Consider the following 25,806-nt stretch of genomic DNA (forward strand, 5'->3'; position numbering starts at 1 on the left):
TGACGAAAAGGACAGCGGCGACGCTCATGCGGTCGCCCCGCGCGGGTCGATCGCGGCGGTGAGCAGATCGACGACGAGGTTGACGATGACGTAGCTGGCGGCGACCAGCAGGGTGATGCCCACCACCATCGGGATGTCGGTCGCCGCGGTGGCGTCGGCCATCAGCCGACCGATCCCCTGGCGCGCGAACAATGTCTCGGTGATGATCGCGCCGCCGAGCAGGAAGCCGAACATATGGCCGAACAGCGTCACCAGTGGCACCAGCGCGTGGCGCAGCGCGTGGCCGTAGCGGACCGCGGCCTCGCCCAGCCCACGGGTGCGCGCCGCCAGGATGAAGGGCTGCTCCAGGATGGCGTCGAGCTCCTGCCGCAGCACCTGCGCCATCGTCGCGGCGAGCGGCAGCGCGAGCGTGCCGACGGGCAGGACCAGCGCCGCCCCGCCCTCTCCCGCCACCGGCAGAAGCCGCAGCTGGAACGACAGCAGGAACAGCAGCAGCAGCCCGAGCACGAAGGTGGGCATCGCGGTGAGCACCAGCTCGGCGCCCGACACCGCGGCGCGCGCGGGCGTCTCGCGCCCGGCGGTGAGCGACGCGACGACCACCGCGATCAGCAGCGCCAGCGCGCCCGCGGCGAGGGCCAGCCGCACCGTTGCGCCGGCCTGCTCCGCGATCGCCCCCGCGACCGGCACGCGCAGCCGGTAGGACTCGCCGAGGTCGCCGGTGGCGAGCCGGCCGATGTAGCGCGCATATTGGACCGGCAGCGGCTGATCGAGGCCGTATTCGGCGCGCACCTGCGCCACGATCTCGGCGGTCGGCAGTGCCTCGGGGCCGCCGAGAATCGCGATGGCGGTGTCGCCCCCGGTCACGTTCATGGCGACGAAGGTGATGCTCGCGGCGGCCCACAGGACGCCGACGCCGGCGAGCAGCCGCCATAGGATGATGCGGACGAACCTCATGCGCCGGGTCCTTCCAGCCAGACGGTGGTGAAGAGCGGGGTGTTGTGCGACGTGTCGAAGACGAGCCCGTGCACCTCGCGGCGGTAGGCCACGAGCGTGCTGTTCTCGAGCACCGGGATCGCGGGCACGAGCTCGGCCAATCGACGCTGCGCCTGCGCGTACAGGCGCGCGAGCGTCGCCTCGTCGCCGCCGCGCCGCGCCGCCGCCAGCAGCGCGTTGAGGCGCGGGTCGTCCAGCCGGGTGATGTTCTGCCCGGTATAGCCGCCGCGATTGATCTGCTGGCCGTGGTAGACGATGTAGAGACCGTCGGGCGTGTTGGTGTGCCAATAGCCCGCGCCGGTCGCCTGATAGTCGTTGGCGGTGCGATGCTGCGCGAACTGCGCCAGCGGGATCGGCTCGAGTCGCAGGTCGACGCCGATCCTGCGGAAGTCGGCCTGCAGCCCGATGACCACGAAGCCGAGCGGGCTGGCGTCGGTGGTCAGCACCGTCGCCTCGAGCCGCCTGCCGTTCCTGGTCCGGATCCCGTCCGCGGCCCGGCCGGTCCACCCGGCGGCGTCGAGCAGCCGTGCCGCGGCGGCGGGATCATAGCCGAGGTCCCGCGTCGCCGCCGCATCATAGTAGCGCGTCGAGGCGGACAGGAAGCCGGTCGTCGGGATATATTCGCCGAGCCCGGCGCTCCGCGCGAGGCCCTCGCGATCGACCGCGCGCGCCAGCGCCTGCCGCACGCGGACGTCGTCGAACGGCGGCTTCTCGACGTTGAAACTGATCCCGCGCAGCGGGTTGCCCAGGTTGATCCGGCTGCGCAGCACCAGCCCGGGGTCGGCGCGGATCGCCGCGGCGTTGGCGGCGGGCGCGTCGGTGGTGAAGTCGCGCTCGCCGCTCGCCAGCGCGGTGTAGCGCGCCAGCCCCTCGGGCACGGTGGCGATCTCGATCCGGTCGAGATAGGCCGGGCCGCTGTGGCGGATCACGTCCGGCGCCCAGTGATAGTCGCGGCGCTTCGCCAGCGTCAGCACCTGGTTGCGGACGTAGCGCTCGACCGTGAACGGGCCAGTGCCGATCGGCCGGGTCGCGATCGTGCCCGGCGCCTCGCGGATCTGCCGCGGCGACACCATGCCGAACCAGCTCTGGGCCAGCACGTCGAGGAAGGGCGCGTAGGGCTCGCTCAGCCGCGCCTCGAACACGAACGGCGCCACCACGCGCCCGGTGGCGTAGGGCGCGATATAGGCGGTGGTCATCGCCGTGCGCGTCGCCGGATCGCGGATGCGATCGAGATTGGCTTTCACCGCCGCGGCGTCGAACCGCTCGCCATCCGAGAAGGTGACGTCCTCGCGCAGCGTGAAGGTGTAGGTGCGGCCGTCGGGCGAGACCGTCCAGGAGCGCGCCAGCCACGGCGTCGGCCGCCCGCGCTCGTCGAGGTAGACGAGATTGTCGAAGGTGGTGCGACCGAGCCACTTGGTGTTGGTGTCGGCGAGCAGCTGCGCGTCGAGCGTGCCGTTGTCGCGCGCGGCGACGACGCGCAGCGTGCCGCCGGGCCGCCCCGGCGCCCGCTCCACATAGTCGCGGCTCGGATAGGTGACGGGCTGCCCCGCGGCGACGCGCGGCAGCGGATCGCTCGCGTCGCCGCCGCGTCCGCCCTCGCCCGCGCCGCCGCAGGCGGCGAGCGCCAGCGCGATCGGGAGGAGTGCGCGCCAGCTCATCGCGCGTCCCCGTCGAGCCAGGCGCCGGTCAGGACCGGCGTGTTGTGCGAGGTGTCGAAGATCACGCCGTGGAGCCGGCGCGCGTAGGCGACGAGCGAGTGGTTCTCGTCGAGCGGCACGCCGGGCACGATCTCGACTAGGCGACGCTGCGCCGCGCCGTACAGCCGGCGCAGCTCGGCCGGGTCGCTGCTCTCTCGCGCGCGCTCGAGCAGGCGGTCGAGCTCGGCGTCGCGCACGTGCGCGGTGTTCTGGCCGATCCGCCTGGCCGAGCTGATCTCACCGCTGTGATGGAGGATGTAGAGCGCGTCGGGCGTGTTGGTATGCCACACGCCGGCAGAGAGCGTCTGATAGTCGCCCGTATGCTGCCGCTCGGTGTATTGCGACAGCGGCATCTCGACGATGCGCAGGTCGAAGCCGATCTTGCGCAGGTCGGCCTGAACCGCGACGTTGATCGGCGTCAGCGTCGGGCTGCTCCAGGTGAGCACCTCGGCGCCGAGGCGCTGGCCCTGCCGCACCCGGTATCCCGCGGCGTCGCGCGCGGTCCAGCCCGCCTGGTCGAGCAGGCGGTTGGCCGCGGCGGGGTCGTAGCGCAGCACGCCCGCGGCGGCCGGATCGTAGTAAGCCGTGGTGCCCGCGAGGAAGTCGGTCTTGGGCAGCACCTCGCCGAAGAAGACGCTGCGCGTGATCGCCTCGCGGTCGACCGCCTGCGCCACGGCGCGGCGGACGCGCACGTCGGTCCACGGCGCGCGGTCGAGATTGTAGGTCAGCGCGCGGAACGGCAGGCCGGTGCGGATGCGGCTATCGTACACCAGCCGCGGGTCGGCGCGGATCGCCGCGGCGTTCTGCGGCGGGGCGTCGAACACCAGCTGCGTCTCGCCCGAGGCGAGCCCGGCGTAGCGCGCCATCGCCTCGGGGACGAAGGCGATCTCGACCCGGTCGAAATAGGCGGGTCCACGGTGGCGGAGGTAATCGGGCGCGCTGTGATAGTCGGCGCGACGGCGCAGAATCAGCCCCTTCTGCCGCTCGTAGCGCTCGACGACGAAGGGCCCGGTGCCGCTCGGGCGGGTCGCCAGCTCCTCCGGGTGGAGCCGGATCTGGCGCGGGCTCATCATCGCCAGCCAGCTCTGCGCGAGCACGTCGAGGAACGGCGCATAGGGTCGGCTGAGGTGCGCCTCGAACGTCGTCGGGTCGATCACCCGGCCGTCGACATAGGGGGCGATATAGGCCGCGGCGAGCGGGGACTTGGTGCGCGGGTCGCGCATATGCTCGAGGTTGAGCCGCACCGCCTCGGCGTCGAACCGGCTGCCGTCGGAGAAGGTGACGTCGTCGCGCAGGTGGAAGGTGTAGGTGAGCCCGTCGGGCGAGACCGCCCACGATCGCGCCAGCCACGGCGTCGGCTCGCCCTTGTCGTCGAGGTAGACGAGATTGTCGAAGATCAGGCGGCCGATCCACTGCGCGTTGGTGTGGCTGATCGCGTGCAGGTCGAGCGTGCCGGTGTCGGTGCCGACGCTGGCGTGCAGCGTGCCGCCGGGCTTGCCGGGCCGCTGCTCGGCATAGTCGGTCGCGGGATAGGTGAAGTCGCCGTTGGGGCCGCCGCGGCGCGCGCGCGGGTCGGCGTCACCGCCCCCCGCGCCGCAGGCGGCGAGCAAGCCCGCGCCCGCGACCAGCGCCAGCCGGCGCAGAGGGCGCTTCCACCGCCTCACAGCGCGACCGAGACCCCGCCGATCACGGTAAAGCCGTCGCCCGGCGTCAGCCGCGGGTTGGTGCGATCCGAGCCGTTGAGGTTGAATGCCGGGCTGACCACCGCGCCGTAATGCTTGTTGGTGATGTTCTGGAAGTCGGCGAAGATCCGGTAGCTGGTCTCGGGGATCTTCAGCCCGACCGTGCCGCCGAACAGCTGATAGCCGCGGGTCGAGACGCTGTTGGCATAGTCGAGCCAGTTCTTCGCCGCGACACTGGTGTTGACGTTGCCGTAGAAGCCCGAGGCATGGTCGACCGCCAGCTCGGCCTGGTAGATATGCTTGGGGATGCCGGGCAGCTCGTTGCGCCCGAACGTCGGGTCGCGGCGGAAGGTGAAATCATTGTAGGTGTAGGACTGGCGCAGGCTGACGCTGCTGCCCGCGCCGTCGCGCCACAAGGGCGTGTCCAGCGCGACCTCGACGCCCTGGTGCCGGGTCGGCGAGGCGTTCGACTCCGCGGTGACGTTGAGCACCGTGTCGACCACGACCGAGAGCAGCTCGTCGCGGATGTCGGCGCGGTAGACGCTGAGGTTCCACCCGCCGAGCAGCGGCAGCGTGCCGCGCGTGCCCAGCTCGTAGGTGGTCGCGGTCTGGTCCCTGAGATCCAGCCCGTGCGCGGCGAGCCCCTGCGCCGGATAGCCCGCCGGGATCGCGGGCGGCGTCGTCAGGAACGCCCAGTCGTTGGGCGGCTCGACCGAGCGGCTGACGTTGCCGAACAGCTGCACCTCGGGCGTGAGCTCGTAGCGGAAGCCGGCGCGATAGCCATAGTCCCAGCTCTCGCGGCGGTACGGCGTGGTGAGGTCCGGGATCACCGGATAGGTCACCCCGGTGCCGCGCTTGATGCGGATCAGCGACCCGCCGAACAGCAGGTGCAGCCGCTCGACCGGCTCGCTCTCGTTGGTCAGGAAGAGGTTGCCGTCGGTGCCCTTGTAATAAGCGTCGCGCACCAGCGCGCCGACCGGCAGCCGCGCGGTCGCGCCCGAGGGGACGCGGACATAGTTGCGCAGATACGCCTTGTCCGGGTGGGTGGTGTAGAGCAGCCCGAGCACCGTGCTGCTGTCGCGGCCGAACAGCGTGTCGGTGCGGGTGTAGCGCAGCGAGCCGGTCAGGTCGGTATAGCCCCAGCGCCCGCGGTTGACGCCGAGCTGCTGGTCGATCGGATAGTCGTGATAGACGACGCCGAGCTCCAGCGCGGAGCGGTCGCTCAGGTCGAACTCGGTCTTGTTGGCGATCCAGAAGGAGCCCGGCTGGATCCGGTCGGCGTCGAGCGCGACCTGCTGCGGGTTGGCGACGCGTGGGTCGGCCTCGACCTGCGCGACCGTGATCAGACCCGGCGACTGGTTCGCGGTGCGGCGGTAGCGGAAGAAGAAACGCGTGCGGACGGTGGGCGCGATCTCATAGCCGAGGTTGGCCTGCACGCCGAAGCTGCGCCCGCGCGTCTGCTGCTGATAGCCGTCGCGGTGCGCGCCGGTGACGCTGACGTAATAGTCGAGCGGGCCATAGTCGCCACCCGAACTCACCTGATATTTGCGATAGCCGTAGCTGCCGCCCTCCAGCCGGATGCCGAGCGGCGAGCTAAAGTCCTTGCCGGTGAGCGAGACGTAATTGATCACGCCGCCGAGTGTGACCGAGCCGCGATCGAAGCCGTTGGCGCCGCGCAGCACCTCGGTGCGGCTGTTGCCGAGCGGCTCGAACAGCTCGTACGGCGTGCCGCCCGGCCCGCTCACCGGCAGACCGTCGAACTCGAACAGCGCGCCGGAGCGGAAGAAGCCCGAGCCACGGTTGATCGCCGAGCCGCGGATCGAGATCTTGATGCCATCCGAGCCCCCGCCCGCCTGCGCGAAGATGCCGGGCTGGAACTTGAGCAGATCCGCGTTGGTGATCAGGCCACGGTCCTCGGCGGCGCTGTTGTCGATCAGCGCAGTCCCGCCGGCAATCGAGTCGAGCGCCTTGCGCGTCTCCTCCAGCCGGCCGTTGCGGCGACCGGTGACCACGACCGTCTCCCCGTCGTCGCTCGCGCCGGCGCGCGCATCATCGGCGACGGGGTCGGCGCTCACGTCGCGCGGACCGCCCTGTGCGGCAGTGGCGAGGGGCGCGAACAGCAGAGCGGCCGACGCGGCCCCGACGAGGGTCCGGCGACGATGCGACGCGCGCGCCGATGAAAGGTGTGGACCGGCAGCCATGAGTCGTTCCCCCGAGTGCGCCGCTGGCCCCGGGCCGCGGCGATGCGATGCGCTCGCTCCTCGCCGACGCCGTCTTCAGCGACGTTCGGCTCCGCGACGGTGACCGCCGCGACACCCTGGATGTCGTCAATTCCTACCAACTTAGTCAACTTTACCTCTTGCTGGGTCGCATCAATAATTTCTACTAACCCGATATGGATTGAAATAGGCCTATTCGCGCTGGGTGCGCAAGCCTCTAACCTCATGATCCGTAGCGTTATCGCAGTGAGCCCTGCCGGGCGCGCGCAGTCTGTCTTTCCAGCAAGTCCTACTTATCAGATCGGGATTCATTGTCGATGACCACCACGCCTGAGCCCGAGGGGCTGCTCGCCGAGCTGGGGATCGATCCGACGCGCGCGTCCGAGACGCTGTGGCGCGTCACCGGCCTGGCGCTCCGCTACCGCGGACGGTTCGTGCTGGCGACCGGTGCCAGTCTCGCCGCCAGCCTCGCGGGCATCGCCGCTCCGCGTCTCCTCGGTCGCGCGGTCGATGCCGCCGACGTGCCGTTGGCCGCCGCCCGCGACAGCGGACCCTTGGTCATGCTGGGCGCCGCGCTCTTCGCGGTGCTCGCCTGTCGCGGGCTGTTGCAGATGGCCGCCGGCTACAACAGCGAGCTGCTCGGCCAGAACGTCGCCCGCGACCTGCGGCTGGCCTATTTCGCGGCGCTGCAGCGGCTCGACTTCGCCTTCCACGACCGCGTCCACTCGGGTGACCTCATCACCCGCGGCATGCTCGACCTGGAGGGCATGCGCGGCTTCATCGAGGTCGGCCTCCAGCGCAGCATCCAGCTCGCGCTGCTGCTCGTGACCGGTGCGCTCGTCCTCTCCCGCATCGATCCGATCATGGCGGCGGTGACGCTCAGCTTCGTGCCCGTCGTGCTGTGGCGCGCGGGACGGATGGGCCTGCGGCTGCGGCTCGCCTGGACTCGGCTGCAACGGAGCATGGCCGTCCTGACGCGCGTCATGGAAGAGAGCCTGCAAGGCGCGCGCGTGGTGCGCGCCTTCGGCGCCGCGTCGCACGAGCTACGCGGGTTCGATCGCACCGGGGACGAGGCGCTCGCACTGTCCGAGCGGCGCATCCAGGTCCGCGCGCGCGCGATGGCGACGATCAACAGCGCCTTCTACCTGGCGATGGCGCTCGCTTTGTGGGTCGGGTGGCGGCGCGTCGCCGCCGGGATGATCTCGCTCGGCCAGCTCGCCGAGTGCCTCGCCTACATGACGCTGCTGCAGCTGCCGGTCCGCCAGGTTAGCCTGATCATGAACTCGGCCGCGCGGGCGGTGTCGGCGGGCGCGCGCGTGTTCGAGATCCTCGACGCGCAGCCGCGGATCGTCGATCGCGCGGCTGCCGTCCCGCTCGTCGTCGCAGACGGCGAGCTGCGGTTCGAGGATGTTCACCTCGACTATGAAGACGGGCAGCCGCCCGCGCTCTCCGGCGTCAGCTTTGCCGTCCGTCGCGGCGAGACGCTCGGAATCGTCGGCGCCTCCGGATCGGGCAAGTCGTCGATCGCGCATCTGATCCCGCGCTTCTACGACCCGAGCGCCGGGCGGATCAGCATCGATGGCCAGGACATCCGCGCGGTGACGCTCGAGTCGCTGCGAACGGCGGTCGGACTGGTACAGCAGGACGTCTTCCTTTTCGACGACAGCGCCGCCGCGAACATCGCCTATGCCGCGCCCGACACCGACGAGCACGACATCGCCGAGGCCGCGCGCGCCGCCGCGATCCACGATCATTTCGACGCGCTGCGTGACGGCTATGCCAGCCGGGTCGGCGAGCGCGGCGCGGCGCTGTCGGGCGGGCAGCGCCAGCGCGCCGCCATCGCGCGCGGCCTGGTGCCGGAACCCGCCATCCTCGTGCTGGATGACGCCACCTCGGCCGTGGACGCGATCACCGAGCACCGCGTCCGCCGCGGACTCCGCTCCGCCACCGCGGCGCAGGCGATCGTCCTCGTCTCGCATCGCCTGTCGTCGCTGATGCACGCCGACGAGATCCTCGTGCTCGACGCCGGGCGGGTCGTCGAGCGCGGCACCCACGCGGCGCTGGTCGCGCGGGGCGGGCGCTACGCCGCGCTGTTCGCGCTGCAGGACCTCGCCGCCGCGTCGGAACGGAGGCGCAGCGCATGACCGACGGCGCGCGGCTCGCACCCGCGATCGACGATGGTGCCGACGCCACGCTCGACCGCGCCATCGTGCGCCGGCTGGGACCGTTCGTCCGGCCCCACCGCGGGCTTCTCGTCGCCGCGATCGTCGCGATCGCGGCCTTCGTGACGACGCAGCTGGCCTTCCCCTATCTGATCCGGCGCGGGGTCGATGCCATCACCGGCGTGAGCGAGGCGAGCGCGATGCCGGTGATCCTCGGCGGCTTCGCCGCGGCGATCCTCGCCAATGCCGCCGCCAGCTATGCCGCCGACGTCTTCGCCGCGCGGCTCGCGCAGCGCGTCATCTTCGCGCTGCGGCGCGCGATGTTCGCTCATCTCCAGCAGTTGCCTATGGCGGTGATCGACTCGACCCATGTCGGGCGGGTCATGTCGCGGCTGCAAGGCGACGTGAACGCGCTCCAGGACTTCTTCGAGACGTCGATCATCGCGGTCGGCGACCTCGCGCTGCTGATCGGGATCGTCGCGGCGCTATTCGCGATGGAGTGGCGGCTCGCGCTGCTCACGCTGCTGCTGCTGCCCGCCCTGTGGCTGCTGCGCGCGCTATGGCTGCCGCGCTCGCGCCGTACCTTCGCGCGGGCGCGCGACGCGTCGTCGGTCGTCAACGCCGCGCTCGCCGAGAATATCGCAGGCATCCGCGTGGTCCAGGGCGCGCGGCGTGAGCCGCTCAATCTCGCCCGCTTCACCGCGCTGGCGGAGCGCAACCGCGATGCCCAGCTCGCCGCCTCCTGGTCGGCGCAGATCATGACGCCCGCGGTGGACTCGCTTACCGGCGTCGCCATGGCGGTGGTCGTGGCGGGCGGCGGCTGGCTCGCGCTGCAGGGCTGGATCGACCTCGGCGTCCTCGTTGCGTTCATCTTCTACGTCCAGCGTTTCTTCGATCCGGTCCGCACGGTCGCGCAGCAATATACCATGCTCCAGCGCGCGACCGCGGCGGCGCACCGCATCTTCGAGGTGCTCGACGTGCCCGTCACCCTCACCGAGCGCGACGATGCCGCGGATCCGATCCGGCTCGGGCCGACGATTGAGTTCGACGACGTCACCTTCGGCTATCGCACCGGTGCACCCGTGATCCACGGCCTGTCGCTCACCATCGCGGCACGCGAGACCGTCGCGCTGGTCGGCCCGACCGGCTCGGGCAAGAGCAGCGTCGCCGCGCTGGTCCGGCGCTTCTACGACGTCGACTCGGGCGCGGTGCGGGTCGGCGGCATCGACGTGCGCGACCTGAGCTTCGCCGCCTTGGCGCGCACCGTCACCATGGTGCTGCAGGAGCCCTTCCTGTTCACCGGCACCGTCCTCGACAACGTCCGTTACGCCAGCGAGGCGACGCGTGACCGCGTGATCGAGGCGGCGCGCGCCGTGGGTGCCGACCCCTTCATCCGGCGGCTGCCGCTCGGCTACGACACCCCGCTCGACCAGCGCGGGCAGAACCTGTCGCTCGGACAGCGCCAGCTGCTGAGCATCGCGCGCGCGCTGGTCGCCGATCCCGCCATCCTGATCCTCGACGAGGCGACGGCGAGCATCGATTCGGCGGCCGAGGCCGAGATCCAGCGCGCCATGCGAACCCTGCTCGCGGGCAGGACCAGCCTCGTGATCGCGCATCGGCTCGCCACCGTGCGCGACGCCGACCGGATCGTCGTGCTGCGCGACGGCCGCATCCTGGAGCAGGGAACGCCGTCGGCGCTGCTGGCGAGCGGCGGGCTCTACGCGACCCTGCACCGACACAATCAGGCCTCCTTCGAGGCAGCGGTCGATGACGACCGGGCCGCGTAGCGCCGACGGAGAGCGAGGATGAGCATGACAACGATCGATCCGCAGGACTTTCGCCGGGCGATGGCCTCGTTCCCGTCCGGGGTCACGGTCGTCACTGTGCTGGACGAACGCGGCGATGTCGCTGGCTTCACCGCCAGCGCCTTCTGCTCGCTCTCGCTCGATCCCGCGCTCGTCCTCGTCTGCCCGGCGCTCACCAGCTCGACCTACCCGCAGCTCCTTCGCGCCCAGCGCTTCGCCATACACGTCCTCGCCGCCGGCCAACAGGATCTCGCGCTCGCCTTCGCCGCCAAGGGAGCAGCCAAGGCCGCTGGGCTCGACTGGTCGCTGAGCGCGCTCGGCAACCCCGTGCTGCCGGGCGCCGCCAGCGTGATCGAGTGCGCGCTGTGGCGCGAGTATGAGGGCGGCGACCATGCGATCATCGTCGGCGCCGTGCAGAGCATCGAGGTCACCGCGCGACCCGTCCTCCTCTACCATCGCGGGGACATGGCGGACCTGGCGGCCGCGATGCGCGCGGCGGCATGATCGAGGGCCGGGCCGCCGTCGCGGCGGACGCCGAGGCAATCGCGACGGCCGGCAGGTCCGGGCTGGGCGCCTGCGCCCTCGCCGGTTGGCCGCCATCTTACCCCTAGCGGCATGGGCCTCGGCTGGCGTCGCCACCACCACGCAACTGTTTCGAAGGAGTGATCTTATGCCCCGACTCGGGATGCTCGACGTCAGCCGCCAGGGCTTCGGCTGCATGGGCCTGTCACACAGCTACGGCCGCGCCGACGACGCGGAGTCGATCCGCACCATCCAGCACGCGATCGATCGCGGCGTCACGCTGATCGACACGGCCAACGTTTACGGCGGGGGCCACAACGAGGAACTGGTCGGTCGCGCCATCGCGGGACGGCGCGACGCCATCGTCCTCGCCAGCAAATTCGGCATCGTGCCAGAGGGCACGCAGGGCGATCGCAGGGTCAATAACGCGATCGACTATCTCCGTACCGAGCTGGAGGGCAGCCTGCGCCGCCTCAACGTCGACCAGATCGACCTCTACTACGTCCACCGAATCGACCCCGAGGTGCCGATCGAGGAGACGGTCGGCGAGCTCGCGCGGCAGAAGCAGGCCGGCAAGATTGGCGCCATCGGACTGTCCGAGGCCTCGGCGGAGACCCTGCGCCGCGCCGCGGCGATCCATCGGATCGCTGCGCTGCAGTCCGAACTCTCGCTTTGGACGCGCGAGGTCGAGACGGAGATCCTGTCGACCGCGCGGGATCTCGGGGTCGGGTTCGTCGCCTACAGCCCTCTCGGCCGGGGCTTCCTCGCCGGCGGCGCGCCCGAGGAGGCGGACGACCGCCGCCACCAGCACCCGCGCTTCCAGGCCGAGGCGCTCGCCGCCAACGCGCGCCGGCGCGACACGATCGAGCGCGTCGCCGACGAGCTGGGCGTCTCGATCGCGCAGGTCAGCCTCGCATGGGTGCTGTCGAAGGGCGTGATCCCGATCCCCGGCACGCGCCACATCGCGCATCTCGACGCCAACCTGGCCGCGAACACGATCGTGCTGGACGCGAGCACGATCGCTCGGCTCGAGGCCGCTTTCCCGGTCGGCTCGACGGTGGGCGAGCGCTATCCCGCGCGGGCGCTCGCCAGCGTGCGGTGAAGGCGCACGGAGCTCGCCGGGGCGCCCTGCCCGGCTCGCACGGCGTCGCGGCACGGGCTCGCGACGGGAGCGTTCAGCGATGATGGAATGCGTGATGGATGGTGGTTATGGCACTGGACGACCCTGACACCGCGGCTGCGGCGCTTCGCCTGACCGTCACCCGTTCGGGCCCGGTGCTCGGCGCCGAGGTGGCGGGGCTGATCGTCGACGACCCCGTGTCGCCCGATTCGGCGGCGGTGCTTCGTTCCCTGTTGACGCGGCACAAGGTACTGTTTCTCCGGGACCTCGACCTGTCGCATGGGCAGCATCTCGCGCTGGCCCGCGTTTGGGGTGAGCTGGAGGGTCATCCGGTGATCGGGCACGTGCCGGGCTATCCAGCGATCCTCGACATCCGGGGGTCCGACGGTCGGGTCGAGGACAGCGCCGGCAACCGGCGCTTCCGCACGCTCGACAAGTGGCACGCCGACGTCACCTTCCGCGAGGCGCCGTCGCTGGGCGCCGTCCTCCGCGCGCGCGCGCTGCCGAGCATCGGCGGCGACACGCTGTGGGCCGACGCCGCAGCGGCGTACGAGGGCCTGTCGGACGAGGTGAAGGCGTTGATCGAGGGCAGGACCGCGACGCACGACCTGTTGTTCGACTTCGGCGATCGGATCGCGCCGGAAAAGCGCGCCGCGATGGCGGCCGAGTTCCCGCCACAACACCATCCGATCGTCCGCACGCACCCGGAGTCGGGCGAGCGCGTGTTGTTCGTCAACGCGAGCTTCACCAGCCGGATCGACGACATGGACGAGGCCAAGGGCGCCGCTCTGCTCGCGCACCTGCTGGATCGCTTCAAGGTGCCCGAGTACCAGGTGCGCTTCCGCTGGACGCCCAACGCCGTCGCGATCTGGGACAATCGCGCGACCCAGCACTATCCGGTGGCCGACTATTGGCCGGAACGCCGCCGCATGGAGCGGGTCACGATCCGGGGAACGAGGCCGTATTGATCTTGCGGATCCAGCCGAGGATCCGCCGCGCCGACCGATAGACAAACCCCTTGCGGACCGACCGGCGGCATCCGAGTGATCGATCGAGCGACGAGTCGATCACCCAGTTGGAGCTGCGGCGTTCAGGCGACCTTGAGGTACGGTAGCCGCGCCGGGCGCAGCTGACGGCTGGCGCGTCCGTCGACCGAGACCGGCGCCTCGCCGTGGATGGTAACGCGGCGGACGATGCGGCGCTGATCGCCATAATCGTCGAGCGCGTATTGTTGCGTCGCCTGATTGTCCCACATCGCGATGTCGCCCTCGCGCCCGAGATGGACCCGACCAGCGGCGCCCGCATGAAGAAGGCCGGCGGTTTTCTGCTCGGCAAGACCAACTTGCCTGAGTTCTCCTACTGGATCGAGAGCGACAATCTGCTCTCCGGTCGCTCGAATGATCCGTGGAATCTTACCCGTACGCCGGGCAGTCCGAGCGGTGGTGAGCCCGCCGCCATCGCCGCGGGAATGTCTCCGATCGGGCTTGCCACCGATCTGGCGATCTCGGTGCGTGGCCCTGCCGCACAGACCGGCAGTACCTCGATGAAGGTGACGCACGGCCGCCTGCCGATCACCGGCAGCTGGCCGCGCGCGCCACGCCGCTTATCGTGCTGTGCGCTCTGATGCACCTGTCCAAGCATTTTTGTCATGGCAGGTGATCGGCTTTGCCGATGCGACAGGAGACGGCTCAGTCAATCGCCGCTCGACATGTGGAGGGCCGGCAGATGGGTCGCGCACCCTAGCAGGTGTTGTTCACCTGTGGAGCGGGGCTGCCACAGGCAGACCCTCTCACCCGTATTGCGAGATCGGCGCATTCAGATGGATGTGCATGGCCCCCCTCGACCCAGATCGCCGCGTTCATCGCGGCCCAACTGCACTGACCCCGCATCCAGGAGATCGCGCATGACCACTCTCGCCCACGTCTTGCCGCGTCCATCGCGGCCCAACCTTGCCGAGCGCAAGTCGCTTGGTCGGCCAAGCGAACTCGGTCGCTTCCTCCGACTCAATGACGTGATTGCGACGACCGGATTAAGCCATTCGACAATCTACCGAATGGTAGATGCAGGCACGTTCCCAGACCGCGTTCGCCTCACCACGCAGACGGTCGGCTGGTGGCAAGCCGACGTTGCCGCCTGGATAGAGTCGAGGCGGCATGCGACTTGAGTTCGTGTAGTCAGCGACCGGCATCATGCGGGTACGCGACCCGTTGTCACCCGACCCGCAAAAGAAGCAGACGCTACTGCATGTCGCTCGTCAAGCTCTAAGGTTACCGATGGTCGAGACGATCTTTTCCAAGCCCACGCTGTTGGTGTGCTGTTCACAACGCTACGGCAACATCGCCGCCGCGAGCTGATCGATCTCACCAACCATAACCTTCCTGCACTCCCAAGCTCCAGCCCCTTAAACCAGCCTCGGCCACGGCTACTAAGCCCCGTCGTCGCTCACCTGATCAGACCTACGCCTCCGTAAAGCTCGTGTCGCTGCCGTGCGGGTATCGACGCGGGTACTTGCTCGAACGCTCTATAATAATCGACCGATAGCACGAGGACTTGACGATGGTGCTCGCAGAGAAGCCCCTTCCACCATAGCTTCCCGGCCGCACCGCCGCGCCGCGGTCCGCGCGCGCCGCTCACCCGCCGGCTACCGCCCAACGACCTCGCCGCGCGGACGACAGCTCGGCGCATGCACGCTCCGTCCTATCGGTCGAGATGGCGGCAATGTTTCCCGAGCCTGTCGCGGCGCTACGGCGAAACACAATGAAACTGGCTTAACTCAGTGGCTTGACCGAGGGTCACGGCGCCGCGCTCAGCCGTGAAGGACCGGTTGCTGTTGCCGTATCGGGAAGGGCCGGGTCGGGTGATCCCGATCTGAGCGCGGCGCTCCGTCTTCCGCTCACAACGCCCAGCTGAGCTCCAGCCACAGCTTGCGCGTGTCGGTGGCGAAGCCGTCGGCGCGGTAGGTCGCGTAGCGCGCCGAGACGCCGTAGCGCGCCAGCTTGGCGGAGGCGAGCAGGTCGATCTCGTCGCCGTAGCGGCGGTCGACGCGCTCGGCGTCGAAGCGGTGGTAGACCGCCTGCACCCCCACCGCCTTGAACGCGCCCAGCCTGGGCCAGCCCCAGCCGAGGCTGCCGTACAGGTCGCGCACGCCGTCGGGCGGGGTGGTGGTGAGCTTGTCGGCCCAGCCCTGGAACTTGAAGATCGAGGCGAGCGGCGTCTGGAACGAGGTCAGCGCGGTGCCGTCGCCCGCGCCCAGCACCTCGTAGCCGGCGCCGACGTGCAGCGCGCGCACGTCGAGCCCGCCGTCGATGAGATAGTAATCGGCGCGATAGTCGTTGGGATTGCGGTGATAGTCCGACTGGGTGGCGTAGCTCAGCTGCCACGACGCCTTCACCGTCGCACCCAGCGGGCGCGTGCCCACCAGCCGCGCGCCGTAGCTCTGGCTCGACAGGCGATAGCCCTGCACCGCCGCCTCGTCCTGGTCGACCAGATAGGCGAAGCCGGTCAGCGTGCCGAGCGGCGTGTCCTGCGCCAGCAGCGCGAAGACGTTGTCGCCGCCGATCGCGGTCGGCTTGGCGCCGCGGCCGTTGATCCCGCTCGGCGTGCGCACGCTCCAGGCATAAGTGACGTCCGCGCGCAGGTGCGCGGTGAGGCTCAGCTGGCCGCGCACCGCGTCGAACGAGCGCGAGTTCTGCCGGATCGCGGCGGCGCCCACGAAGCGCTCGTCCTCCAGGCCGATCTTCTGCCGCCCGCCGGTGAGCGTGAAGGGCGCGGTCTTGTACTGCAGCTGCGCGCGGTACAGCGCGATATTCTCCGGGTCGCCGACCGCCGGGAAGCCCGCACCGTTGCCGACCGTGTCGTCATAATGGTCGACGATCGCGAGATTGCCCTGCGCCTCGACCAGCGCCGAGAACGGCCCGCTGCGCGCCGCCACGCCGCCGCGCACGCGGATCGTCACCGCGTCGGCGGCGCGCGCGATGCCATCCTGCTCGACATGCTCGTAGCGCAATCGCACCTCCTCGCTCGGGGTGAGCGTGATCGGGTCGGCGAGCGCGGGGGCGGCATGGAACGACAGCGGGGGGAGCGCGGCGACGGCGACCGCGACGAGGCGGCGGGTCAGCGGTGACGGATGAACCATGGCCCCCGGTACGCGCACCCGCTTGCGATGTAGTTAACGCGCCGGCCGAGCGTAGCGCGGAAAATGCGTGGGAGGATCGGCCATCGGTCGCAGAGTTAGCCGAGCTTTAACTCCCCGCATCTACCACGGCACGATCGCCAGGAGAGGTTCGTGTCCATTCGCAACGTCGCCATCCCGCGCAAGCTCGCGCTCGCCTTCGCGGTGCTGATCGCGACCTTCTCGATCGTCAGCCTCGTCGTCTTCGCCAACGTGCGCACGCTCCATCAGGTGGCCGTGACGCGCGACGAGGCCAAGCTGGCCTCCGACCATGCCGACGACATGCTCAACGGGGTGGTCGAGGGGCAGAGCGCGGTGCGCGGCTACGTGCTGCTGGGCAAACCCGCCTTCCTCGACACGTACAAGGAGAATGCCGCCGCGATCGCGGTCGCCGCGGCCGAGTTCACGCGCCACGCCGCGCGCCCCGACCAGGCCGAGCGGGTGCGCCGCTTCCTCGCCGCGGTGGAGACCTGGCAGCGCACCAAGGTGGAGCCGACGCTCGCCGCCTTCGCCGATCCGGCGACGCGCGAGCAGGCGCGCGAGCTCGCCGGCTCGAAGCAGCTCGGCGCGATGCGCGACTCGATCAAGGAGATCCAGGCGGCGCAGCAGGCCTGGGTCGACGGACAGGACGCGGCGCAGCGCCACGCCGAGACGATGGTGACGCTCGCGCTCGCGCTGGGCGGCGGGATCGCGGTGGCGCTGGCGGGCGCGATGGGCTGGCTGCTGTCGCGCTCGATCGCGCGTCCGGTGACCGCGATCGCGGGCGTGATGGAGGAGCTGTCCGCCGGGCGCCACGAGGTCGCGCTGCCCAGCGCCGACCGCCGTGACGAGATCGGCACGATGGCGCGCGCGGTCGCGGTGTTCCGCGACGCCGCGGTGGAGAAGGCGCGCGCCGAGCAGGAGCGCCAGGCGGTGTTCGCCGAGGTGGGCGATGGGCTCGCGCGGCTGGCGGACGCCGACCTCGCCGCGCGGCTCGCCGGCTTCCCCCCGGCTTATGCCAAGCTGGAGCAGGACTTCAACGCGGCGATGGACGCGATGGCCCAGGTGATGGGCGCGGTGACCAGCGCCACCAACGGCATCAACGACGGCGCCGCCGACATCCGCGCCGCCTCGGACGACCTGTCGCAGCGCACCGAGCAGCAGGCCGCCAGCCTGGAGGAGACCGCCGCGGCGATGGAGGAGATCACCTCCACCGTGCGCGAGACCGCGGCGAGCGCGGCGCAGGCCAACCGCACGGTCGAGGCGGCGCGCGTCGAGGCCGAGCAGTCGGCCGAGGTGGTCGAGCGCGCGGTCGCGGCGATGGGTGGGATCGAGCGCGCCTCGGGCGAGATCGGCGAGATCATCGGGGTGATCGACGCGATCGCGTTCCAGACCAACCTGCTGGCGCTCAACGCCGGGGTCGAGGCGGCGCGCGCGGGCGACGCGGGCAAGGGCTTCGCCGTCGTCGCCAGCGAGGTGCGCGCGCTGGCGCAGCGCTCGGCCGAGGCGGCGCGCGACGTGAAGGGCAAGATCACCGCCGCGACCGGGCAGGTCGACGCCGGGGTCACGCTCGTCAACGCCGCGGGCGACGCGCTGGCGCGGATCAACGCGCGCGTCGGCGAGCTCAGCGGGCTGGTGCGCACGATCGCCACCGCCGCCGAGCAGCAGGCCACCGGGCTCCAGCAGGTCAACACCGCGGTGGCCGAGATGGACAATGTGACGCAGCAGAACGCCGCGATGGTGGAGGAGGCCACCGCCGCGGCGCGCAGCCTGGCGGTGGAGGCCGACTCGCTGGCGCAGCAGGTGGCGCGCTTCAAGGTCGGTGCCGCCCCGCGCGCGGCGAGCCCGGTCCACCAGCTGCAGCAGCGCGCCGCCGCGGGCGTCCGTCGCGTCGCCGGGGCGCGCGCCACCGCGGTGAGCGACGACTGGTCGGGGTTCTGAACCAACTCCTCCCCGCCCGCGGGGAGGGGGACCGCTCGCGCAGCGAGTGGTGGTGGGGGCTCTCCACGGGCGCGGCGCCTGTGGAAGCCCTCCTCCACCATGCTGCGAATGGTCCCCCTTCCCGCGAGCGGGGAGGATCGTCGATTTCTACGCCATCCGCGCGCGGAAGAGCTGGCCGCCCTCGATCACCCAGACCAGCGCCAGCACCGCCAGCCCGATCGCGAGATAGCCCAGCGCCAGCGGCAGCGTCGTCCCCGCGTAGGACTGGCCGATCGCGCTGCCCACCAGTACCGCGCCGATGCTGGTGATGAAGCCCTGCACCGAGGAGGCGGTGCCCGCGATATGGCCGACCGGCTCCATCGCCATCGCGCCGAAGTTCGAGCCGCACAGGCCGATGCAGGTCATGCTCAGCGCCTGGAAGACGATGTAGCTCACCAGCGTCTCCCACCCCGCGATGATCACCAGCAGGTGCAGCATCGACAGCGCGATCAGCGCCAGCACCGCCGTCTGCGAGATCAGCCGCGTGCCGAGCCGCTCGACCAGCCGGCTGTTGGCGAAGGAGGCGCAGCCCATCGCGCCCGCGCACAGCGCGAACAGCAAGGTGAATCGGTCGCCCGCGCCGAACTCGTCGACGAAGATCTGCTGCGCCGAGGAGACGAAGGCGATGATCCCGCCGAAGGTCAGCGACGCCGCCACGGCATAGCCGACGGAATAGCGGTCGGTCAGCGTCCGGCGATAATTGGCGCGCAGGTTGGCGAGCGAGATGGCGACGCGGCGCTCGGCCGCCAGCGTCTCGGGCACGCGCAGCAGCGTCCAGCTCAGCACGAAGGCGGCGAACCCGCCCAGCGCGTAGAAGATGAAGCGCCACGGCCCGAAGGCGAGCAGCCCCTGCCCCAGCGTCGGCGCCATGATGGGGACGATGAAGAAGATCATCTGCGCGATCGACATGGTCCGCGCCATCTGCCGCCCCGAGGCGGTGTCGCGCACGATCGCCACCGCCAGCACGCGGGTCGAGGCCGACATCAGCCCCTGCAGCAGCCGCGCGCCGAGCAGCGCCGGGAACGTGGCCGCGCTCGCCGCGAAGACGCTGGCGGCGACGAAGCCGGCGAGCGTCACGATCAGCACCGGGCGCCGGCCGTAGCGATCGGCCAGGGGCCCGTAGAGCAGCTGCCCCAGGCCGAAGCCCATCATGTAGACGGTGATGATCCATTGGCGGTGGTTGGCCGCGCTCACCGCCAGGTCGTGCCCGATGTCGGCGAGCGCGGGCAGCATCAGGTCGACGCCGAGCGCGTTGACCCCCATCAGCGCGGCGATGAAGGCGACGAACTCGCGCGGGTGCATGCCCCGCGGCGCCGGATGCGGGTGCGGGGCGGGATGGGACATCATGCGTGCCCTATCGCCGCCCGCGCCGCGCCGCACAAGCGGCGGTGAGCGCTGGAAGATTTCGCCCCTGCTCAGGCGAAAGGGTGGAGCAGGTCGGTGCGCGCGTGGCCGGCCAGACCGAAGAGCAGATCGCCGACGTCGTCGAGCAGCCCGTCGAGACCGGCGAGCTTGTCCGAGTCCGCGTCGGGGCCGGCGTAGACCACCTTGGACGGGTCGCTCACCCCGAGCAGCGTCACCGACGTGCCGCCGCTGAGCGTCACGTCGAGGTCCTTGACGCCGTCGCGGTTCACGTCGCTCACCCGGGTACGCAGCACGCGCAGCCCATCGTCGAGCACGATCCGATCCTCGGCCACGTCGAAGTCGGCGATCGTGTCACGGCCCTCGATCCGGCCGAGGTGGAAGCTGTCGGCGCCGGCGCCGCCCCACAGCTGATCGTTGCCCAGGCCGCCGAACAAGGCGTCGCGCCCCGCGCCGCCGCGCAGCACGTCGTTGCCGAGGCCGCCGTACAGCAGGTCGTTGCCGTCGCCGCCGTCGATCGTGTCGTTGCCGAGGCCGCCGCTCAGCCAGTCATGCCCGCCCAGGCCCGACAGCGTGTCGTTGCCGAGCCCGCCCGACAGTCGGTCCTCGCCCGCGGTGCCGGTGAGCCGGTCGGCGAAGATCGTCCCGGTGCGCGTGATCCCGTCGGCGACCCCGGTGACGGTCACCTCCACGGTCGCGCTGCTGGTCAGCCCGGCGGCGTCGGTGACGGTGTAGCGGAAGCGGTCGGTCGCGGTCGCGCCGGGGGCGAGCGCGTCGAACGAGTCGGCGTCGGCGACGTAGCGCAGCGTCTGGCTCGCCGCGTCGAACGCGACGTGGCCCAGCGTGCCCTGCGTGTCGACCGCGGCGATCGTCGGCGTGTCGCCCGCGTCGGGGTCGCGGTCGTTGCCGAGCAGGGTCGCCCACAGGGTGGCGCTGGTCGCGTCCTCGTCGACGCGCACCGCGTCCGCGGCGGCCACGGGCGCCTCGTTGACGTCGGTCACCGCGACGGCGAAGCCGTGCTCGGTGGTGGCGCCCGCGCTGTCGGTGGCGCGCGCGACGATCGCGAGGCTCGCCGCCGCCTCGTGGTCGAGCGCGGCCGTGGTGGTGATCACGCCCGTCCGCGCGTCGACCGCGAAGCGGCCGCCGGCGTCGTCGACCAGCGCGTAGTGCAGCGTGTCGTTGGCCGTGTCGGTCGCCGACAGCGTGCCGACCACCGCGCCCGCGGGCAGGTTCTCGGCGACGCTGGCGTGGCTGAGCGTCAGCTCGCTCGGCGCGGCGCCGACGAACAGCAGCGCCACCTGCGGGTCGTGGTCGGTCGGTCGCTCGCCCGCCGCCTGCGCGTTGAGATGGACCGAGTCATAGCCTGCACCGCCGACCAGCCCGGCGGTGACGAGGACGTTGTCGATCTGCTGCGCGTTGCCCTCGAACAGGTAGGAGTAGCGCTCCTCGCTCGGCAGCAGCGTGTTGAGGTTGGTCAGCACGCCGCCCTTGACAGGGTCGGTCAGCTGGGTCTGCGCGTCCTCGAAGTAGAAGCCGTTCCAGTCGCCCAGCACCGCGATGTTCAGCGCGGGATCGTCGGCGAGATGCGCGGTGATATAGGCCTTCACCCCCGCCGCCTGCGCGGTGCGCGCGGCGTCGCCGGCGTCGACCGCGGGCTGGTCGGCGCCCTGCAGCGGCTCGCTGCCGAGCCGCGAGGTGAGATGGACGTTGATCGCGGTCACCGTCTCGCCGGCGAAGGTAAATTGCGCCACCAGCGGGTTGCGCGTGCCCTGGTACGCCGCGCCGGTGATCAGCTCGGCGCTGCCGTCGACGTAGCCGACGCGATCGGTGTTGTAGAAATAGCCGTTGCGGATGTTGCCGCCGGGCTCGCCCCCGGTCGAGCCGGCGACGGTCGGCGCCACCTCGACATAGGCATAGTGCAGCCCCGACTGGGCGTAGATCGCGTCGATCAGCCCCTGCGCGGTGACCGTGCCGGACAGGTCGCTGCCGCCGCCGGCGCCGTCGGCGTCCTGGATCTCCTGCACCGCGATCACGTCGGGCGCCTTGAGGTTGTAGACGATGTCGCCCGCCAGCACGTCGAACTTCTGGTCCGACGCGTCGAGGTTCTCGAGGTTGTAGGTCGCGATCGAGAGATGGTTGCTGTCGCCCGCCAGCGACGTGACCTCGCGCGCCAGCGTCACGTCCTTCGTGACGGTCACCGCCTCGGTGGCGATCACCTCATATTGGTCGAACGAGTAATTGACCACGCCGGTGACGCCGCTGAGCTGGTCGCCGATCGTGTAGCGGGGCTGGAAGCCCGCGAAGACGCCGCTGTCGTCGTCGATCTGGATCTTCTCGGGATTATAGTCGCCGGGCGAGATGGTGATGCCGCCGCGGTCGTTGACCCCGGTGGCGCCCTGGCCGTGCGAGGCGACCACGTCGGTCTCGCCGAAATCATTGGTGTTCGACACCGCCTGCGGCGCGTCGATCGTCACGCGCATGCCCTCGAGCGACTCCCAGAAGTCGAGCCCGTCGTGGCGCGGATCGAACTGGGTGAGCCTGTCGTCGTCGAGCACCTCGCTCGGCGGCAGCACGCCGCTTTGGCCGATCAGCACCGCGGCGGGCAGCGCGTTGCCGCTGCTCTCCACCGTCACGGTCGGGCGGGTGAGCTCGGTCAGCGTCAGCCCCTGCGCGTCGCCGGCATATTCGGTCACCGTCGCGGCGACGGACACGCCGTCGCCCACCGCGACCTCGGGTGCGGTGCTGGTGAAGACGAAGATGCCGTCCGAGGTGGCGTCGTTGCCGTCGCCGTGCGCCGACTGCAGATAGAAGCCGTTGGTGTCGATCGCGGTGACGATGCCGGTGGTGGTGACGTTCTGGCCGACATAGGCGGAGCGGTGCGCCGCGCCCTGGATCGCGCCGATGCCGAGCGCGATCGGGTCGTCGTTCGTGATCGTGCCGGTGGCGTGCGCGACGTCGACCACCACGTCGCCGGTGGTGGCACCGAGCGTCAGCGACAGCGTCTCGTTGGGCTCGCCGACGCTGTCGCCGCGGATCGGCACGACGATCGTCCTGCTCGCCTCGCCCGCGGCGAAGCTGACCGTGCCCGCCAGCGCCGCCCCGGGGGCGAGGTCGTCGGCGGTGGCGGTACCGTCGAGGTGGATCGCATAGTCGACGCTCGCGGCCAGCGCGGTGCCGCCGGCGCGGCGCACGGTGAAGACCAGCTCGGAGACACCGTCGTCGCCCTCGGCCACCTGCGCGTCGGCGACGCTGATCCGCCCGGTGCCCGTGGCGGAGAGGAAGCTCTGCCCGGCGTTGACGCTGCCGAAGCTGCTCGCCTGCCCCGCGACCCAGGCGAAGTCGGCCGGGTCGGCGCCCGATCCGCTGAGCTGGAGCGAGAGGCCGGTGGCGGGCGCCGGGTCCTCGGACACGCCGATGTCGGTGCTGGTGACGCCCGCCGCCGGGGTGCCCGCGGCGGCGGTGAAGGTCCCCTCGTAGGAGAGCAGCTGGACGACGCTGCCGTCGGGCGCGATCAGCGCGACGCCGTCGGCGCCGCCGTTCTGGATGCCCGCGCGCGCGAACGACAGCGCGCCATAGCCCGCGCCCTCGTCGTCGATCGTGCCGGTCAGCGCCAGCGTGTCATAGACCGGCGCGGCGGCGGGGGTGTTCGAGCCGTTGTAGAAGACCAGCCGATAGCCGCTGAGATCGGTGCCGGCGACGCCGGCGATCTCGATCGCCTCGCCCGCGTCGGTGCCGACATTGTCGTAGTGGAGCTCGTTGATGAAGACGTCGGCGGCCATGATCGATCCTCCCAGCACGCCGGCGCGCCGACGTTCCCTATGCTTTCCGCGGCGTTAGGGAGGATGTGTGACAGGCGTGTGGCTGCCGTCGCGCGACTCAGGGCGTCGGCGGCGGCGCCGCGCGCAGCGTGATCCGAGTCATCTCCGACGGGCGTCCCAGCCGCAGCGCGAAGCCGGGCCAGAGCGCGGTTCCGTTGCTGACGTAGAGCGTCATCGCCCCGACCTGGTAGCGGCGCGAGACGAACCCGTCGTTGCCGCGCGCCACCAGCCGGTCGAGCCCGACGATCATCCCGCCGTGGGTATGCCCGGAGAGCTGGAGCGCCACGCCCCGCGCCGCCGCGGCGCGCGCGTGGCGCGGCTGGTGATCGAGCAGCACCACCGGCACGCCCGCGGGCGCCCCCGCCAGCGCCGCGGCGAGGTCGGGCGCGGCGTGCCCGGTCTGCGCCGCGGAGGCGTCGGTCACGCCGGCGAGCACCAGCCGCTCGCCGCCGCGCGCCAGCACCGTGTGCGCGTTGGGCAGCAGCCGCACGCCGAGCCCCGCGAGGTGGCGCATCCACGCGTCATAGTCGAAGAAATATTCGTGGTTGCCCGGCACCGCCCAGATTCCGTCGCGGGCGCGGAGCGCGGCGAGCGGGCTCACGTCGGCGCGGCGCATCGCCACCGAGCCGTCGATGAAGTCGCCGGTGACGACGATCAGGTCGGCGCCCGCCGCGTTGGCGCGCGCCACCATCGCCTCGGCCCAGCGCGCGGGGAACAGCTTGCTGAGATGCAGGTCGCTGAGCTGGAGCAGGCGATAGCCGTCGAAGCGCGGCGGCAGCCCGGCGATCTCGACCGTCACGTCGCGCACCGGCGGCTGGCGCATCGCGTTCGCCACGCCGACCGCGGCGAGCACCGCCGCCAGCGCGGCCGCGGCATAGCGCGCGCCGTCGGGCAGCGCCGCGCCGCGCCGCACCAGCTGCGCGGCGAGCAGCCCGAGGTCGAGCAGCAGCTGGAGCGCGAACAGCAGCACGATCGCGCCGAACGCCCAGTTGAACAGCACCACCGCCGCGCGCGGGAACTCGGGCGCGAACACCGAGCCAGACGACAGCTTGCTCCAGTAATGGAACTGCGACACGGCGAGCAGCAGCACCGCGGCGCCCCCTTTGGCCCAGAGCGGCAGCGCCAGCGGCCAGAGCGTGCGGACGACGACGTAGAGCGCGGGCGTCGCGAAGATCAGGTGGAAGATCGTGGGTCTCCTCGCCCGCCCCAACCCGCCACGCGCGACGACGTTGCACGCGCGGGGTCGGGGGCGTCCGCTCAGCCGGCGCGGCGCGCCAGCGCGTGCGCCGCCTCGTCCATCAGCGCGGCGATGATGTCCGCGATCGGCTCTTCCCGGGTCACCATGCCGACCGACTGGCCCGCCATCACGCTGCCGTGCTCGACGTCGCCGTCGATCACCGCGCGGCGCAGCGCGCCCGCCCAGTAATGCTCGATCTGGAGCTGCGCCTCGGCCATCGCGACGCGGCCCTCGTCGAGCGAGAGCGCCACCTCGCGCTGCTTGGCGGTGAACAGCTCGCCGCCCGCGTTCCTGAGCGCGCGCACCGGGATCACCGGCAGCCGCGGGTCGAGCTGGACGCTGGCGACCGCGTCGCGCGCGCTGGCGCGGATGAAGGCCTGCTTGAACCGCGGGTGCGCGATCGACTCGGTGGCGCAGACGAAGCGCGTGCCGAGCTGGACCCCGGCGGCACCCATGTCGAGATAGCCCGCGATCGCCTCGCCGCGGCCGATCCCGCCGGCGACGAACACGGGCAGCTGGTCGGCGATCTCCGGCAGCATCTCCTGCGCCAGCACGCTGGTCGAGACCGGGCCGATATGGCCGCCCGCCTCCATCCCCTCGATCACCAGCGCGTCGACGCCGGAGCGGATCAGCTTCTTGGCCAGCGCCAGCGTCGGCGCGAAGCAGATCACCTTGGCCCCGCCCGCCTTGATCGCCTCGAGCGAGCCCTTGGGCGGCAGGCCGCCGGCGAGCACGACATGGCCGACGCCGTGGCGCGCGCACACCGCGATCAGCTCGGTCAGCGCCGGGTGCATCGTGATCAGGTTGACGCCGAACGGCCGGTCGGTCAGCGCCCTGGTGCCGGCGATCTCGGCGTCGAGCAGCTCGGGCGTCATCGCGCCGCAGGCGATCACGCCGAAGCCGCCCGCCTCGGACATCGCCGCGACGAGGTGGCGCTCGCTCACCCAGGACATCGCGCCCGCCATGATCGCCACCTCGCTGCCGAGGAAGGCGGCGCCGCGCGCCATGCGGCGGTGGAGGCGCGCGACGCCGCTCGCGGAGTCGATGGCGGTAGCGGGG

The 25,806-nt window shown here is 71.2% G+C and carries 18 protein-coding genes; 8 read left to right on the top strand and 10 right to left on the bottom strand.

All coding sequences use genetic code 11. The features are described 5' to 3' along the window. Window positions 1-24 precede the first annotated feature (24 nt). The 4 genes from KZ813_RS15970 to KZ813_RS15985 are packed head-to-tail and all read right to left on the bottom strand — an operon-like array spanning window position 25 to window position 6,447. Window positions 25-954 carry an ABC transporter permease gene (locus tag KZ813_RS15970; RefSeq protein WP_219755985.1) on the bottom strand — a complete coding sequence of 310 codons (930 nt, stop codon included), beginning with the start codon at window positions 952-954 and terminating at the stop codon, window positions 25-27. Beyond that, a complete protein-coding gene (locus KZ813_RS15975) occupies window positions 951-2,651 on the bottom strand; it encodes an ABC transporter substrate-binding protein (RefSeq protein ID WP_219755986.1) in 1,701 nt (566 codons plus the stop codon). The genes KZ813_RS15970 and KZ813_RS15975 overlap by 4 nt, the downstream gene beginning before the upstream one ends. Then, on the bottom strand, window positions 2,648-4,354 hold the full coding sequence (locus tag KZ813_RS15980; RefSeq protein WP_308461915.1) for an ABC transporter substrate-binding protein: 1,707 nt from the start codon (window positions 4,352-4,354) through the stop codon (window positions 2,648-2,650). The genes KZ813_RS15975 and KZ813_RS15980 overlap by 4 nt, the downstream gene beginning before the upstream one ends. Further along, a complete protein-coding gene (locus KZ813_RS15985; protein WP_219755987.1) occupies window positions 4,351-6,447 on the bottom strand; it encodes a TonB-dependent receptor family protein in 2,097 nt (698 codons plus the stop codon). The genes KZ813_RS15980 and KZ813_RS15985 overlap by 4 nt, the downstream gene beginning before the upstream one ends. A gap of 461 nt (window positions 6,448-6,908) precedes the next feature. On the opposite strand from KZ813_RS15985, the gene KZ813_RS15990 reads away from it, so the two are divergent. From KZ813_RS15990 to KZ813_RS16010, 5 genes are all read left to right on the top strand, one after another. Further along, the gene (locus KZ813_RS15990; RefSeq protein WP_219755988.1) at window positions 6,909-8,735 is read left to right on the top strand and encodes an ABC transporter ATP-binding protein; all 1,827 of its coding nucleotides are present in this window, start codon (window positions 6,909-6,911) and stop codon (window positions 8,733-8,735) included. Further along, window positions 8,732-10,540: an ABC transporter ATP-binding protein gene (locus tag KZ813_RS15995; protein ID WP_219755989.1), complete on the top strand. Its 1,809-nt coding sequence runs from the start codon at window positions 8,732-8,734 to the stop codon at window positions 10,538-10,540. Before KZ813_RS15990 ends, KZ813_RS15995 begins: the two co-directional genes overlap by 4 nt. Before the next feature lie 18 nt (window positions 10,541-10,558). Then, window positions 10,559-11,062, top strand: coding sequence for a flavin reductase family protein (locus KZ813_RS16000; protein WP_219755990.1), 504 nt, complete (start codon window positions 10,559-10,561; stop codon window positions 11,060-11,062). Between the two features lie 166 nt (window positions 11,063-11,228). Next, window positions 11,229-12,182, top strand: a complete 954-nt coding sequence (locus KZ813_RS16005) for an aldo/keto reductase (protein WP_219755991.1) — start codon at window positions 11,229-11,231, stop codon at window positions 12,180-12,182. A 107-nt stretch (window positions 12,183-12,289) separates the two neighbouring features. Then, on the top strand, window positions 12,290-13,168 hold the full coding sequence (locus KZ813_RS16010; RefSeq protein WP_219755992.1) for a TauD/TfdA dioxygenase family protein: 879 nt from the start codon (window positions 12,290-12,292) through the stop codon (window positions 13,166-13,168). 122 nt (window positions 13,169-13,290) lie between these two features. Here the strand turns inward: KZ813_RS16010 and KZ813_RS16015 are convergent, their stop codons facing one another. After that, on the bottom strand, window positions 13,291-13,455 hold the full coding sequence (locus KZ813_RS16015) for a hypothetical protein (protein ID WP_219755993.1): 165 nt from the start codon (window positions 13,453-13,455) through the stop codon (window positions 13,291-13,293). A gap of 24 nt (window positions 13,456-13,479) precedes the next feature. Between KZ813_RS16015 and KZ813_RS16020 the strand changes: the two genes are divergently transcribed. Both KZ813_RS16020 and KZ813_RS16025 read left to right on the top strand, forming a co-directional pair. Next, window positions 13,480-13,824 (top strand): amidase family protein, encoded by a 345-nt coding sequence (locus tag KZ813_RS16020; protein WP_258046871.1) that lies wholly within the window; start codon window positions 13,480-13,482, stop codon window positions 13,822-13,824. A 279-nt stretch (window positions 13,825-14,103) separates the two neighbouring features. Beyond that, window positions 14,104-14,364 (top strand): helix-turn-helix transcriptional regulator, encoded by a 261-nt coding sequence (locus KZ813_RS16025; protein WP_219755995.1) that lies wholly within the window; start codon window positions 14,104-14,106, stop codon window positions 14,362-14,364. Window positions 14,365-15,093: 729 nt separating this feature from the next. Here KZ813_RS16025 and KZ813_RS16030 read toward each other — a convergent pair. Continuing rightward, window positions 15,094-16,335, bottom strand: a complete 1,242-nt coding sequence (locus KZ813_RS16030) for a hypothetical protein (protein WP_258046872.1) — start codon at window positions 16,333-16,335, stop codon at window positions 15,094-15,096. A 150-nt stretch (window positions 16,336-16,485) separates the two neighbouring features. Between KZ813_RS16030 and KZ813_RS16035 the strand changes: the two genes are divergently transcribed. Next, window positions 16,486-18,291, top strand: a complete 1,806-nt coding sequence (locus KZ813_RS16035; RefSeq protein ID WP_219755996.1) for a methyl-accepting chemotaxis protein — start codon at window positions 16,486-16,488, stop codon at window positions 18,289-18,291. A 147-nt stretch (window positions 18,292-18,438) separates the two neighbouring features. On the opposite strand, the gene KZ813_RS16040 is transcribed toward KZ813_RS16035, so the two are convergent. The 4 genes from KZ813_RS16040 to KZ813_RS16055 form a co-directional block, all read right to left on the bottom strand. After that, window positions 18,439-19,632, bottom strand: a complete 1,194-nt coding sequence (locus tag KZ813_RS16040) for a multidrug effflux MFS transporter (RefSeq protein ID WP_219756101.1) — start codon at window positions 19,630-19,632, stop codon at window positions 18,439-18,441. A 113-nt stretch (window positions 19,633-19,745) separates the two neighbouring features. After that, window positions 19,746-23,471, bottom strand: coding sequence for a DUF8508 domain-containing protein (locus tag KZ813_RS16045; protein WP_219755997.1), 3,726 nt, complete (start codon window positions 23,469-23,471; stop codon window positions 19,746-19,748). Window positions 23,472-23,568: 97 nt separating this feature from the next. Beyond that, entirely contained in the window at window positions 23,569-24,720 is a 1,152-nt protein-coding gene (locus tag KZ813_RS16050; protein ID WP_258046873.1) for a metallophosphoesterase, read from the bottom strand. A 47-nt stretch (window positions 24,721-24,767) separates the two neighbouring features. Then, on the bottom strand, window positions 24,768-25,754 hold the full coding sequence (locus KZ813_RS16055) for an NAD(P)H-dependent flavin oxidoreductase (RefSeq protein WP_219756103.1): 987 nt from the start codon (window positions 25,752-25,754) through the stop codon (window positions 24,768-24,770). Between the last annotated feature and the right edge of the window lie 52 nt (window positions 25,755-25,806).

Source organism: Sphingomonas folli (assembly GCF_019429525.1).
In the GTDB taxonomy this organism is placed as follows: domain Bacteria; phylum Pseudomonadota; class Alphaproteobacteria; order Sphingomonadales; family Sphingomonadaceae; genus Sphingomonas; species Sphingomonas folii.